This is a genomic window from Mesonia ostreae, assembly GCF_031845265.1.
Lineage (GTDB): Bacteria > Bacteroidota > Bacteroidia > Flavobacteriales > Flavobacteriaceae > Mesonia > Mesonia ostreae.
This window is the reverse complement of record NZ_JAVRBG010000001.1, coordinates 83,431-96,619: the sequence shown is the minus strand read 5'-3', so window position 1 is coordinate 96,619 and position 13,189 is coordinate 83,431. Positions and strand designations below refer to the sequence as shown.

Sequence of the window (13,189 nt, the reverse complement as noted above, 5' to 3'; positions counted from 1 at the left end):
CGATTTTCTCTGCATAACAAAAAAAGGAATAGGATTGACTCAAGAAGTAGAAAAGAGAAGTGGTTTCTAATCAATTAAGTAAGCAATTTAATTTTTTGATAATCTTTAGGTAATCTACGCCTAAAAATACTCTATTAAGTTTACTGCATAACTTTTATCACTTATGCGACTTTCTTTTAAAACACTTAGTTTTTTTTTGTCTTGCTTGCTTGTTATGCTATTTTTTGTCTTTTCTTCTTTTTCTGAAAAAACTGATTATCAGTATAAAAGCAATAGATTTTGGGCTTATGCAGATGAGCTACAAACGTCTTTGGTACATTTAGATTCGACTGCTAATGCTTATAAATTACATAAAGCAGAGATTGAAAACCTAAGGGCGGCAGTTAAATTGGCTCGACTTTCTTATAAAAAGATTGAGTTCTACTTAGCTTTTTACCATCAAGAATATGTGAACGAACATATTAATGGAGCCCCTTTATTACATATAAAAAAATCGGGTATGCTGCCTGATGTTATTCCGCCGGAAGGCTTACAGGTATTAGATGAATTAGTTCACGTAGATGAGGAAAATTTAGACGCTAATCTAATCGCTTCTAATAGTAGAAAACTTTTTAACTCTTATCAATTATTATATAAAGGCTTAAAAACAAAAACAATTGAACCCGAGAACGAAATTGCTGCTATGCGATTGGGGTTGGTTAGAATTTTCACATTGGGAGTTACAGGTTTTGATACTCCAGGTTCACTCAACGTTATAGAGGAAGCTAGAGTCTCGATGGAGGCTATGAATGCCTTTTTAGAAGATTTTTATCAACATGCTCCGTCAAAAGAATTAAAAGAAGTAATTAGTCTTTTTTCTAAATCTATTCACTACTTAAAACAACCTACTTCTTTTGAAGATTTTGATAGACTGGTATTTTTAAAAACCTATCTCAATCCTTTATATCAAAAATTAGGAAAATTAGAACAAAAAGAAGTTCCAGATTTTCTCTCTTATATTTCTGCTTGGAATCCTAAAAGTGAGTCTATATTTTCTGAAGATTTTCTCAACCCTTATTTCTTTACAGAATTAAAAAAAGAAGAAGACTCTAAAGCCTTAAATAGTCTAGGAGAGAAACTTTTTTATGATTCCGCGTTAAGCGAGAATCAACAAATAAGTTGTGCTTCTTGCCATAATCCTAAGTTAGCGTTTACCGATGGGCAACCTAAATCTTTAAGTAATATAGAAGGGAGCACGGTGTTGAGAAATTCTCCCACATTGCTTAATGCAGTTTATGCCGAACGGTTTTTCTATGACCTACGAGCTTTTTCGTTAGAGCAGCAAGCAGAGCATGTTATTTTTAATCCAGAAGAATTTAATACTGCCTACGATGCGATTTTAAAAAAATTGACAGATAATAGAGCATATGCCAGTAGTTTTGAAAAGGTTTTTGGTAAAAATCAAATTACTAGAGAAAACTTTTCTAAAGCTCTATCTTCTTATGTGCTTTCATTAACCAGTTTTGATAGTGAGTTTGATGAATTTATAAAAAATGAAAAATCTGTATTACCACAAGAAGTAAAAAATGGTTTCAATTTATTTATGGGAAAAGCCAATTGCGCTACCTGTCATTTTCCCCCTACTTTTTCGGGACTTGTACCTCCTTTTTATAGTGATTCTGAAAGTGAAATTTTAGGTGTTTTAAAAAATCCACAAACTCAAGAAGTTGTATTAGATAGTGATGAAGGCCGTTGGGAAAATAAAATTTTTGAAGAAAAAGCTTGGGTCTATGAAAAATCATTTAAAACCACAACCGTAAGAAACGCTGGACTAACAGCGCCATATTTTCATAATGGAGCTTACAATACTTTGGAGGAAGTTATTGACTTTTATAATGATGGAGGAGGAGAAGGGAATGGCTTAAAAGTGATTAATCAAACCTTATCTCCAGATCCTTTAAATCTTTCTGATAAAGAAAAACAAGATTTAATAGCATTTATCAAATCTTTGAATGGAGAAGAAGCAGTAAAATTAAATCAATGATTTTACGTAAGCTGTTATTCTTTAGAGTCTTGATTAAAACCACTTAACAGGGAGTTTACATTCATAACTTTAATCTAAGGCTAACTTAACCTAGCTAACTTTTATATAAAATAAGCTTAAAACGGAATTTGATCCTAGAAGAATTTCAACTTCTATTTTTATCTCGAAATAAAAAACCTCAAAAACTTTAACAATGAAAAAAAAATCCTTTTTAGGTCTTGTAGCACTTTCAGTTTTTTCTGTAGGAATTCAAGCAAAAAATTTTAATGACAATTGTAGAGAGCTACCTCAAAAAGAATTAAACGAAAATTCTTCAGTAGTGCTATCAAGTGTTGAAACATTTATAAATACAGGAAGTCTATGGTCTTACAATGATACAGGAGTAGATTTAGGTTCTTCTTGGAAAGATGCAAATTATGACGCGTCTGCTTGGGCAACAGGAAATGCTATTTTAGGATATGGAGATGGAGTAGAAACCACCGCTTTAAATTATGGTCCAGATGCAAATAATAAGTATCCTACGTATTACTTTCGTCATGAGTTTCAAGTAACTAATGCAGCTTCATATGAAGACTTAGTGTTAAATATCATGCAGGATGATGGCGTTGTGGTTTACCTTAACGGAACTGAAGTATCTAGGTTAAATATGCCTACAGGAGTTGTTACCTATAATACTTATGCAACTTCTACTGTGGGAGGTTCTAGTGAAGGTGAATATACCGCAATTAACCTAGTAAATAACTTACAAGAAGGTAATAATGTAATTGCTGTAGAGCTGCATCAAGCCACGGCTAGTAGCTCAGATTTGCGTTTTGATTTATACTTAGTAGAAGAATTTGTTTCAAATTTTGACTGTAGCAATCCACATATTGGATGCTTTTCTTCTATAGTTCCTACCGCTCAACAAAGTCATATGATAATTCCTCAAGAACATCGTTTCCAGATGATCTTTAAACAAGGTGATGCTTATATGGATGGTAGTGGTAACATTCCAGGAAATAATGACTTTACAGGATATGTGCCAATTAATGGGAGTAGTGAATTAGGTTATGTATCGGTTAATCATGAAAATAACCCTGGGGGAGTTTCAATTTTAGATGTAAACTTTAACGATCAAACATTATTATGGGAAGTAAGCAATACGAGACCAGTAGATTTATACAATACCGCTTTGGTAACTACGGTAAGAAACTGTTCTGGTGGAGTAACACCTTGGGGAACCATGGTTACTGCAGAAGAATCTACTAATGGAGGAGATGTGAACAACGATGGGTACGAAGATGTGGGATGGTTAGTAGAAATTGATCCAGTAACTGCAGAAGTAATGGATTATGGAAATGGTCAAGAGAAACTTTGGGCTATGGGAAGAATGAAGCATGAGAATGTGGTAGTAAGCGACGATTCTACTACAGCTTATTATGGTGAAGATGGTGGTACAGATTGTGTGTACAAATATGTAATGGACACTCCTGGTGATTTAACTTCAGGTATCTTATATGTATTAGTTTTAGACGCACCGCTTGTAAATAATGATCCTACTTCTACAACCGCACAGTGGGTTCAAGTTCCTAATACAACCACTGCAGAAAGAAATAATGTAACCACGGCTGCAGCTGCTCTTGGCGGAACCAATTTTAACGGAGTTGAAGACTGTGAAATAAGTCCGCTTGACGGAAAAATTTACTTCACTGCTAAAGGAAAAAGTAGAACCTATAGATTTACAGACAACGGATCTACAGTTGCAAATTTTGAAACTTTTGTAGGAGGAATGAGTTACGAAATTTCATCTACACAAGGAAGTTATACAGAACCTTGGGGAGGAGGAAATGACAATCTTACCTTTGATGATAAAGGAAATCTTTGGGTATTACAAGATGGTGGTAATAATTACATTTGGGTAGTGCGTCCAGACCATACACAAACGACGCCTAATGTAGAGTTGTTTGCTTCTATGCCTGCAGGATCGGAGCCAACAGGATTAACTTTTACACCAGATTTTAAATATGGTTTCTTTTCTATACAACATCCAAGTGGCTCTAATATAGCTCAACAAGATGCTACTTTTAATGATGTGACATTTAATGCTTCAGCAACGGTGGTATTTGCATTAAACGAGAATTTAGGAGCTCAAACACCAGTAAGTGATTTTATGGTAGATGAAGTTCTAGTTGAAGAAGGTGATGTCGTTACTTTTACAGATCTTACTTCTAACAATCCAACAACTTGGGAATGGACTTTTGAAGGAGGTACTCCAGCAACGTCTACAGATGAAAACCCAATGGTGACTTATGATACAGAGGGGATTTACTCGGTAACATTAAAAACTACTAATGTTGCAGGAAATAATGAGGTGATTAAAACTGATTATATCGTTGTAGAGGATGAGCTAAGTGCTGTAAGTAATTTGAAGGATATCGTAAGTATTTATCCTAATCCAACTCAGGGAAATGTATATGTTGGAATAAAAGATGTTTCAGGTCAGGATATAGAAATTCAGGTATTTGATCTTTTAGGAAGAAAAGTAACCGAAATCAACGGAATGCAAACAACAGGAAGCAAGCAAGAATTAAGACTCAACTTTTCTGAGTTTTCTAGCTCAGATCAATTGTATATCGTTGAGGTAAAAATTGGAAATAAAACAGCTAGATATAAAGTATTAAAATCTAACTAAAAACGTTTTTCAACCATGTTTATGGTAAGGATCGGTGCGAGGGCAAAGCATCGGTCCTTTTTTTCATTTAAAGATTATATATATGAAATATTTTAAAAATACTTTGATAATTTGTTTATTCTCTTGGGCATATAGTTTGTGCTCACATTCTATTTACGCACAAAGTGCAAATCCGTTAAGAAATAAAGTTTACGATAAATTAAATGTCGCTGTAGCGGAAAAAAATGATGTGAAGAGTCTCAATTTAAGAGATCAACAGTTATTCTTTATTCCAGAAGATTTAAAAGAATTTCAAGAATTAACGTTTTTAAATTTAATGCGAAATCATTTATCACATTGGGAGTCATCTCTTTTTCAGCTAAAGAAACTCGAAACACTTAACTTAAAATTAAATTCCTTCCAGTACTTGCCTCAAGAAATAAGCGAACTAGATAATTTAAAATCACTAGATATAGCAGACAATTCTCTTACACAAATACCGAGATCTATTGGAAAATTAAAGGAATTACAATTTTTACATTTATCTTCAAATTCATTAACTGCCTTACCAGAAGAAATAGGGGATTGTAAAAGTTTAGAGGTGCTAGAATTGGCACACAATCAACTTAGTTATTTACCGCAAAACATACGAGGATTAAAAAACCTGAAAACTTTAAAACTTGGTTTTAATCAGTTTCATGAATTTGATAGAGAATGGGCAAAGCTTAAGTCTTTAGAGGAACTTAACTTAGAACATAATAAATTAAGGAATTTGCCAGAAGAGATAAAGAATTTACGTCATTTAAAAATTCTTATCATAAATAATAATGAATTAACCGTATTACCAAAGGGCTTTTCAGAATTAAAATCGTTAGAAATGCTTATAATTTCTAACAATGATTTAGAGAAATTTCCAGAAAAACTTAGCGATTTAAAAAATCTTCAAACATTAATAGCCGTGGGAAATTCTTTTAGTGATAGTGAAAAAGCAAGAGTAAAAGAGGTGTTACCAGAGTGTAAAATTTATTTTTAATATTTAAAGGGCTAGGTTTTTATTTGAATAAAATAAAAACCTAGCGCTTTTTTAAGAATACCTATACTTTCACATACAGTATTCAAGAAAGATTTAATTAAACCTGTTTAGTTTATAAAATAAATAATATTCCAAGGTTGAAACTACTTCTACTACTTATCACAGAATCTCCACCATTCTCTTCGAATATATCAGTTAATCCAGATTGTCCATCATATTCTACAAAAAGCTTACTCTTTTCATTTAAGCTAAACTTGTAACCAATACCATAAGCTAGACCAAATTCAGTTGTATTAAAAGCTTCTTTAACGTCTATTTCTAATTCAGAGTCTTCAGCATTGATTAAAAAACCTGCGTAAGGTCCAAAATTTAAATACCAATTTCTTCTTGAGCCAAAATGCCAATTGGCCATCACAGGAACAGTAATATAATTAAGTTTAAAGTCTGTAATAACTGTTACATCATTATCTTCATTAGTAAAGAATCCGTCAGACCATCCTTTATTGTCGTATATAATTTTCATTTTTACTCCCCATCTGACAGAAAAATAATATTCCCCTAGAGCCCCAATGTTAAAAGCTACTCTAGCGTCTGTATTATCTTGTCCATAAATGGTAGAAACATTAGCGAGGTTTAACCCTAAATGTCCCCCGAATTCAAAATCTCCCTTATCTTGCGCATTTATACTGAATAATGTAAATAAGCAAGTAGTAATAATTAGTAATTGTTTTTTCATAATTGATTTGGATAAAAAAGTTAGTATTTGTTTTATAGATTCTCAAAATTGGGTCGATGTAGACTACTAAGTACTAAAACAATCTAGATAATTATTTTCTTAAAAATCAAACCAGACAAATATGACTGATATCTATTTAGCAGGCAAGTAAAAATTTATGAATTTAATCTTTGTGTTTAGAAAGACTCACTTTGTTTTATTTGTAATGAGAAGTAGAATATAAACAATAGGAATAAAGAAAAGAACAAGTGGTATAAAATTATACCAATATTTAACTCGCACCGTATTTTCATTTACATATTGAATAGTCTCCCAAACTAACTGAAGACTTACCCGTTTTCGGACAGCTCTAAATTACACAATTTTTCTTTTTTCATTGGGTCTAGACCCAATGAAAATTCTTTATAGATCTGATTAGGGCTTTTTCTGCCCATTGATTTATGTGGGTGATATTTGTTATAATCTTCCCTAAAGCCCTCAGCTATCTGTTGTACTTCTTCTAAATTTTGGAAGATGTAAGCGTCCAAAATGTCTTCTCTAAATGTTTTATTGAACCTTTTAATGTATCCATTTTGTGATGGTTTTCCTGGTTGGATATAATTGATCTCGATTCCTTCAGTTTCGCAGGAGGACATACATATTTTTGAAATAAATTCTGGCCCGTTATCCACTCGTATTTGTAAAGGTTTGCCGTAAACCTCTATGGCCTGCCTTAGATATTCCACCACACGTAGGCCAGGCATTGATAGTGCTGGAGTAGTACATAGTGCCTCTCTGTTATAATCATCAATAAGGTTAAATACCCTAAACTTTCTTCCTGTCATTAGGCCATCACTAATAAAATCTGCACTCCACACCTGTCTTGGTGCCTGAGGTTGATCTAGAGGAGTTTTAACACGAGCTGGAAGGCGCTTTTTGATCTTTCTTCTCAATTGCAGGCCTAAAAGCCTGTATACCCGAAGGACTCGTTTCCGATTCCATTTAAAGCCTTGTGATCGGATTCTGTAGAAATAGTAATCAAATCCTCGATTAGGTTTGATCTCACTCATTTCTGTAAGTTTGTCTATTACTTCAGAATCATCCCTCTTGGTCTTATAATACCACATAGAGCGACTTAAGCAAACCAACTCGCAAGCTCTCACAATAACTCAACTTCTCCTGCTTAACTACTTGCTCGGCCAATTCCTTACGTTCACAAGGCTTTAAAGCTTTTTTTCAATAATATCTTTAAGGATACGGTGGTCAAGGCTCAAATCAGCATACATCTGCTTTAGACGCTGATTCTCTTCCTGAAGCGATTTAAGCTACTTGAGTTGTTGAGCATCCATACCACCATACTTACGCTTCCAGCTATAAAACGCCGCCGTGGTAATTCCTTTGTCTCGGCAAATGTCGGTAACCTTCATTCCCGATTCGTACTGTTGAAGCATTGCTATTATTTGTGCTTCTGTAAATCTGCTTTTCTTCATAACTTAAAAATAGTTGATTTTTAAACTGTATGAAAAACAGGGAAGCCTTCAAAAACAGGGAAGCCTTCAAAAACAGGGAAGCCTTCAATACTATCTAAAATAATAGTTTTCTGAGATAGAGAAAGTTAGTGATATCGAAAAGTGTAGCATAACAAGAAGTTCACACCCTTTTTCATAATATGTTAATGTTTTCTGAAAATCGAGAATTATGAAATGTTGCTATAAATCATTGTTTTAAAATAACTTAATTCTGAATCAATATTCAGTGATAAGGGGCCTTATTTTTTATCAAGATATTATGACAATTAGAAAAAATAGTAAATTCAGTTATAGGAATTGTCATTATAGTTAAATAGCTATAGTAGATAAAGTAGTGTGGTGTTTAAAACTAAACTTAAAATGTGCTAAACAATCAGGAAACTATTTTGTATTTATATCAATAGTACTATTTCATTTTATGATTTGCCAGTAGGCTTTATGGTGAGTTGATTAATATTGGATTGATGAGGTTCGGAAATAACATATAGAACGGCTCTAGCTATATCTTCGGGATCTAACATAGGCTCATCTCCGCCATAGTCTTTATCATTTAAAAGTTCAGTATCTGTAATGTCCTCTCTCAGGCTTGTATCTACGGTTCCAGGCTCAATGGAAGTTACTTTAATATTAAAATTTGGAGAAAGTTCCATTCTCATTGCTCGAGAAAGAGCTATGATAGCGGCTTTTGAAGCTCCATAGACAGCACCACCTTTATAAAGTTCTTTTCCGTCAACAGAGGCGATATTTACAATATGTCCCTTTTTTTGTTTTTTCATGATAGGAAGTGCTCCGTGTAAAGTTCTTAAGATACCTTTCACATTTACTTCTATTGTATTTAGCCATTCATCTAAGTGAAGATTTTTTAAGTACGTGAGAGGCATTACTCCCGCCACATTCACTAAAACATCTATGGTCTCGACATTATTTAAAATTGTAGTAAAAGCATCTAAAACGCTTTTGTTATTAGTCACATCCATTTCAACTTCGAGGTGATTATTTTTCAGGTCTTTTTTTAATTCTGTTAAAGACTCCTTTCTTCTAGCAGTCAATACTAAAAAACAACCTTCTCTATCAAGTTTACGAGCTATTGCACTTCCGATTCCTCCATTTGCTCCTGTAATTACGATAACTTTATTATTGATTTTCATATAAAATGTTTAAATTAATTTTTAAAATACACTATTATTTCATTATGATTAATTACACGTTTTAGCAACTAATTTTAAAAATAAAAAAATTAATAGAAAATTTTGATAAGATTAGTATTGAATTTAAATGAAATTACTCAAATATATAAATAAATGACTTTTTTTTAATAAGGGAGATAGGATGTATTAATTCCAATAAAACACTTAGCGTTTAATATATACTTCGTAAATACTGAAATTCCAATTGAAATTTTCATTCAAACAATTGAACACTAAAGGGGTAATTTTGATATATCAATTCTTTTTTTTCAAAAATAATTATATCTAGAAGAAATATAAAGGTAGGATTTTTTTGAGAAAAAGCTTGAGAGTATAATAATAAAAAAAACCTTCTCAAATTGAGAAGGTTTTTTTGTACGGGCGGAGAGACTCGAACTCTCACACCTCGCGGCACTAGATCCTAAGTCTAGCGTGTCTACCAATTCCACCACGCCCGCATTATTTTCTTAACAGAACTTAGGACTCTCTGCTAAGCGGTTGCAAATATAAACAAAGATTACAATATTCAAAGAAAGATTATTATAAAAATTTCTTTTTTTATCTTGGAGTTCTTATCTTGAGCAATCTTTTAAAAAAAACAGCGAAAATGAATAGGAGTAAAGCATACGTAGAAGAAAATAAGCAAAGGTTTATAGAAGAATTAGTTCAAATTCTTAAAATACCATCGGTGAGTGCAGATCCTGCCTTTAAAGATGATGTGATAAAAACGGCAGAAGTAATTAAAGAAAGTTTAAAGAATGCGGGTTGTACACTTACTGAAATTTGTGAAACTCCAGGTTACCCTGTGGTTTATGGAGAACGTATCATAGACGAATCTTTGCCTACTATTTTAGTATATGGACATTATGATGTTCAACCTGCTGATCCTATTGAACTTTGGGATAACCCTCCTTTTGAGCCGGTAATAAAGAAAACTGAAATTCACCCTGAAGGTGCAATTTTTGCCCGTGGAGCATGTGATGACAAGGGACAAATGTATATGCACGTAAAAGCTTTAGAGTATATGGTGCAAAATGATGACTTGCCTTGTAATGTAAAGTTTATGATTGAAGGAGAAGAAGAAGTAGGGAGTGAGAACTTAGGATGGTTTATAGAAAGAAATCAAGAAAAGCTTAAAAACGATGTGATTTTAATTTCTGACACAGGTATGATCGCTAAAGATGTCCCATCTATAACCACAGGTTTACGAGGCTTAAGTTATGTAGAAGTAGAAGTTACAGGTCCTAACAGAGATTTACATTCTGGGTTGTACGGTGGTGCTGTAGCTAACCCTATTAATGTGTTGAGTAAAATGATAGCCTCTCTTACCGATGAGAATAACCATATCACCATTCCAGGATTCTATGATAAGGTTGAAGAATTATCTAAGGAAGAGCGCGCTAAAATGGGGGAAGCTCCGTTTAATTTAGAGAAATACAAAGAAGCATTAGATTTAAATGATGTTTACGGAGAAAAAGGATACGTAACGAATGAAAGAAATTCTATTCGTCCTACCCTAGATGTCAACGGAATTTGGGGTGGTTATATAGGTGAAGGAGCTAAAACCGTAATACCAAGTAAAGCTTTTGCAAAAATTTCTATGCGTTTAGTTCCCAACCAAGATTGGAAAGAAATTACACAATTGTTCAAAACTCACTTTGAGAATATCGCTTCAAGCGGAGTTACGGTAGAAGTAAAACCTCACCATGGAGGTCAAGGTTATGTAACTCCAATTACAGGAATCGAGTATCAAGCTGCTAATGATGCCTATAAGGAAGTTTTTGGTAAAGACCCAATTCCGCAAAGAAGTGGTGGGAGTATTCCTATTGTTTCTATGTTTGAAAAAGAATTAGGAAGTAAAACTATTTTGATGGGATTTGGGTTAGATAGTGATGCTATTCACTCTCCTAATGAGAATTTTGGAGTTTGGAATTATCTTAAAGGAATTGAAACTATTCCTTTTTTCTACAAGCATTTTACAAAATTAAAACAAGAAGAAAGTAAATAAGATTTTAATCTTAAAATTTTTAATAACCGAATGTAGAAATACATTCGGTTTTTTATTTTTGCAATTCCTAAAAGGAAAAGAGTTTATGAAATACGCAAGGTTAACAAAAGAGCAATTGGATGAGTTACATCCAGAATTTATAAATTTTCTTGCTTCTCAATCTATTACCGCAGAGGAGTGGGCAGAGATAAAAGAAAATAAACCACAATTAGCAGAAGATGAATTAGATGTATTTAGTGATTTGGTTTGGGAAGGTGTGCTTAATCAAGCCAAATACTTGGAGCATCTTTCTAAGCAGCAATTATTTTTATTTCATATTGAAGAGGCAAAAATGCGTCTTATAGGGATAAAAGTGAATAATGAAGCTATAAATATAGCTACTAAAGAAGGCTATGCCTGGCTTCAGGATAATTTATTGACAGAAGATGTAGAGATTTATAATTCTGTAAAGGCAATTTCAGAAGATCGAAATAAAGATATCTTTGCCCTCATTCAGCAAGGAGCGAATATTACCAAAGGAGAATTATTTCAATATTTTGAACGTATTATAGAGGTTGAATAGTTAATAGTAATTACTGTCCGATTAAGATATTTTTTTGGTTGCAGCCTTCCTGTTTTTCTTATTGAGTTTTATTTTAATATTTATCATAGGTGTATAAGTTTGATAAATATGATAATCGCTACTTCGTAGATTAAATCTTACGTCTAATGTCTTATAGCAAAGCGGTCTTATATCTTAGTCGGTACGACTAAGATATAAATTACTCATATCGTAAAGATTCTATCGGGTTTTGTTTTGCCGCTTTAAGCGCAGGATAACTACCCGAAAGAATTGCGATAACCAAAGAGATTACCGTAGCAGAAATAATGGCTCCCCACGGAATGCTAAAAACAAAATCGGCGCTAACCGCTACAATGTAACCTATTAGCATACCTAAGAGAATTCCTAAAATTCCGCCTAGCTGACCAATAATAATGGTTTCGCTAAAAAACTGAAAAGCAATCGTGTTCTTTTTGGCACCTAAAGCTTTTCTTACCCCAATCTCTCGGGTTCTTTCGGTTACCGAAACCAGCATAATATTCATTAGTGCAATGGAAGACCCTAAGATAGTAATGATAGAAATAATCCAAGCGGCCACATCTAAGTAACCCATAATTTTAAAAATCTCGTTGAGTAAACTATCGCTTCGCTCTATTCCAAAATTATTTTCCTCTTTTGGTTTTAACTTACGAATCTTTCTAAAACTAATAATCGCCTCATCTTGCGCCCCTTCCAGCATCTCTTTATCGGCTACTTTTACACTAATATTATAGTTGGTATTGGCGAGGTTAAATAAAGTCCGTGCTTTTTGAATGGGAATTAACACCCGTAAATCTTGATTGCTTCCAAAAGTTGATCCTTTGCTTTCCAAAACGCCAATCACTTTAAATTTAGCGCCACGAACGCTAATGGTTTTGTTTATAGGATCTATATTATTAAAAATTCCGTCTTTAAAATCAGACCCAATCACGCAAACGCTCACGTTATTTTCAATATCAAAATAAGAAAAATCCCTTCCCGTTTCTACTTCTAGTCCAGAGTTGGTTAGAAAATATTCGTTCACGCCCAAAACGTTGACTTCCGGATCTGTCTTTTCTTTTCCGTATTTAATTTCGGCTGCTGAGGTTCCTGTAAAAGAAATAGAAGTATTGGTATTCGGGTAGATAAAATTCTCTTTAAACTCTTTGGCGTCGCGATAGGTAATTACAGGATTCACTTTTTGCACTTCTCCGCTGCCTCTGGTTTGCACGGTAAAATCGTATCGCTGCAAATTGAAGGTATTAGCGCCCATCGAAGCAAAATCACTGGTAATTGTATTTTCTAGTGCATTTACTGCACTCAAAATTCCTACCAAAGCGGTAATTCCAATAGCGATAATCAATACCGTTAAAATAGTTCTAAGCAACTGAGTTCTTATGCTGTCTAGAGCAATTCTTATATTTTCTTTGACGAGTGAAAACATGCGTTTGTGTTGAGCGTTGTTAATAAGACGAGCTTAAGCCC

General features: G+C 33.4%; 10 protein-coding genes and 1 tRNA gene. 5 read left to right on the top strand and 6 right to left on the bottom strand.

The annotated features are described in order from the left end of the window. The first annotated feature begins 214 nt into the window (after positions 1–214). The 3 genes from RLT85_RS00500 (at position 215) to RLT85_RS00490 (ending at position 5,706) form a co-directional block, all read left to right on the top strand. Complete coding sequence (locus RLT85_RS00500) at positions 215–2,023, top strand: cytochrome-c peroxidase (RefSeq protein ID WP_311400084.1); 1,809 nt, start codon at positions 215–217, stop codon at positions 2,021–2,023. A 193-nt stretch (positions 2,024–2,216) separates the two neighbouring features. Next, on the top strand, positions 2,217–4,694 hold the full coding sequence (locus tag RLT85_RS00495; protein WP_311400083.1) for an alkaline phosphatase PhoX: 2,478 nt from the start codon (positions 2,217–2,219) through the stop codon (positions 4,692–4,694). A gap of 82 nt (positions 4,695–4,776) precedes the next feature. After that, entirely contained in the window at positions 4,777–5,706 is a 930-nt protein-coding gene (locus RLT85_RS00490) for a leucine-rich repeat domain-containing protein (RefSeq protein WP_311400082.1), read from the top strand. Between the two features lie 112 nt (positions 5,707–5,818). On the opposite strand, the gene RLT85_RS00485 is transcribed toward RLT85_RS00490, so the two are convergent. The 5 genes from RLT85_RS00485 to RLT85_RS00470 all read right to left on the bottom strand — a co-directional run bounded on the left by RLT85_RS00485 (position 5,819) and on the right by RLT85_RS00470 (position 9,595). Then, positions 5,819–6,442 (bottom strand): porin family protein, encoded by a 624-nt coding sequence (locus RLT85_RS00485; RefSeq protein ID WP_311400081.1) that lies wholly within the window; start codon positions 6,440–6,442, stop codon positions 5,819–5,821. Between the two features lie 329 nt (positions 6,443–6,771). Further along, the gene (locus RLT85_RS00480) at positions 6,772–7,584 is read right to left on the bottom strand and encodes an IS3 family transposase (RefSeq protein WP_311400080.1); all 813 of its coding nucleotides are present in this window, start codon (positions 7,582–7,584) and stop codon (positions 6,772–6,774) included. A 162-nt stretch (positions 7,585–7,746) separates the two neighbouring features. After that, complete coding sequence (locus tag RLT85_RS15050) at positions 7,747–7,911, bottom strand: transposase (protein ID WP_375712317.1); 165 nt, start codon at positions 7,909–7,911, stop codon at positions 7,747–7,749. 455 nt (positions 7,912–8,366) lie between these two features. Continuing rightward, a complete protein-coding gene (locus RLT85_RS00475) occupies positions 8,367–9,098 on the bottom strand; it encodes an SDR family oxidoreductase (RefSeq protein ID WP_311400079.1) in 732 nt (243 codons plus the stop codon). A gap of 415 nt (positions 9,099–9,513) precedes the next feature. Continuing rightward, positions 9,514–9,595, bottom strand: a tRNA-Leu gene (locus RLT85_RS00470). A gap of 149 nt (positions 9,596–9,744) precedes the next feature. On the opposite strand from RLT85_RS00470, the gene RLT85_RS00465 reads away from it, so the two are divergent. Both RLT85_RS00465 and RLT85_RS00460 read left to right on the top strand, forming a co-directional pair. Beyond that, on the top strand, positions 9,745–11,145 hold the full coding sequence (locus RLT85_RS00465; RefSeq protein WP_311400078.1) for a dipeptidase: 1,401 nt from the start codon (positions 9,745–9,747) through the stop codon (positions 11,143–11,145). 85 nt (positions 11,146–11,230) lie between these two features. Then, positions 11,231–11,707, top strand: a complete 477-nt coding sequence (locus RLT85_RS00460) for a DUF6495 family protein (RefSeq protein WP_311400077.1) — start codon at positions 11,231–11,233, stop codon at positions 11,705–11,707. A 199-nt stretch (positions 11,708–11,906) separates the two neighbouring features. Here RLT85_RS00460 and RLT85_RS00455 read toward each other — a convergent pair whose 3' ends face one another. Continuing rightward, positions 11,907–13,148, bottom strand: a complete 1,242-nt coding sequence (locus RLT85_RS00455; RefSeq protein WP_311400076.1) for an ABC transporter permease — start codon at positions 13,146–13,148, stop codon at positions 11,907–11,909. Between the last annotated feature and the right edge of the window lie 41 nt (positions 13,149–13,189).

Excerpts from the sequence above, each read along its gene's own strand:
- RLT85_RS00495 (WP_311400083.1), top strand. The coding sequence starts at position 2,217 with ATGAAAAAAAAATCCTTTTTAGGTCTTGTAGCACTTTCAGTTTTTTCT.
- RLT85_RS00475 (WP_311400079.1), bottom strand. The coding sequence starts at position 9,098 with ATGAAAATCAATAATAAAGTTATCGTAATTACAGGAGCAAATGGAGGA.
- RLT85_RS00460 (WP_311400077.1), top strand. The coding sequence starts at position 11,231 with ATGAAATACGCAAGGTTAACAAAAGAGCAATTGGATGAGTTACATCCA.
- RLT85_RS15050 (WP_375712317.1), bottom strand. The coding sequence starts at position 7,911 with ATGAAGAAAAGCAGATTTACAGAAGCACAAATAATAGCAATGCTTCAA.
- RLT85_RS00490 (WP_311400082.1), top strand. The coding sequence starts at position 4,777 with ATGAAATATTTTAAAAATACTTTGATAATTTGTTTATTCTCTTGGGCA.
- RLT85_RS00455 (WP_311400076.1), bottom strand. The coding sequence starts at position 13,148 with ATGTTTTCACTCGTCAAAGAAAATATAAGAATTGCTCTAGACAGCATA.
- RLT85_RS00500 (WP_311400084.1), top strand. The coding sequence starts at position 215 with ATGCTATTTTTTGTCTTTTCTTCTTTTTCTGAAAAAACTGATTATCAG.
- RLT85_RS00485 (WP_311400081.1), bottom strand. The coding sequence starts at position 6,442 with ATGAAAAAACAATTACTAATTATTACTACTTGCTTATTTACATTATTC.
- RLT85_RS00465 (WP_311400078.1), top strand. The coding sequence starts at position 9,745 with ATGAATAGGAGTAAAGCATACGTAGAAGAAAATAAGCAAAGGTTTATA.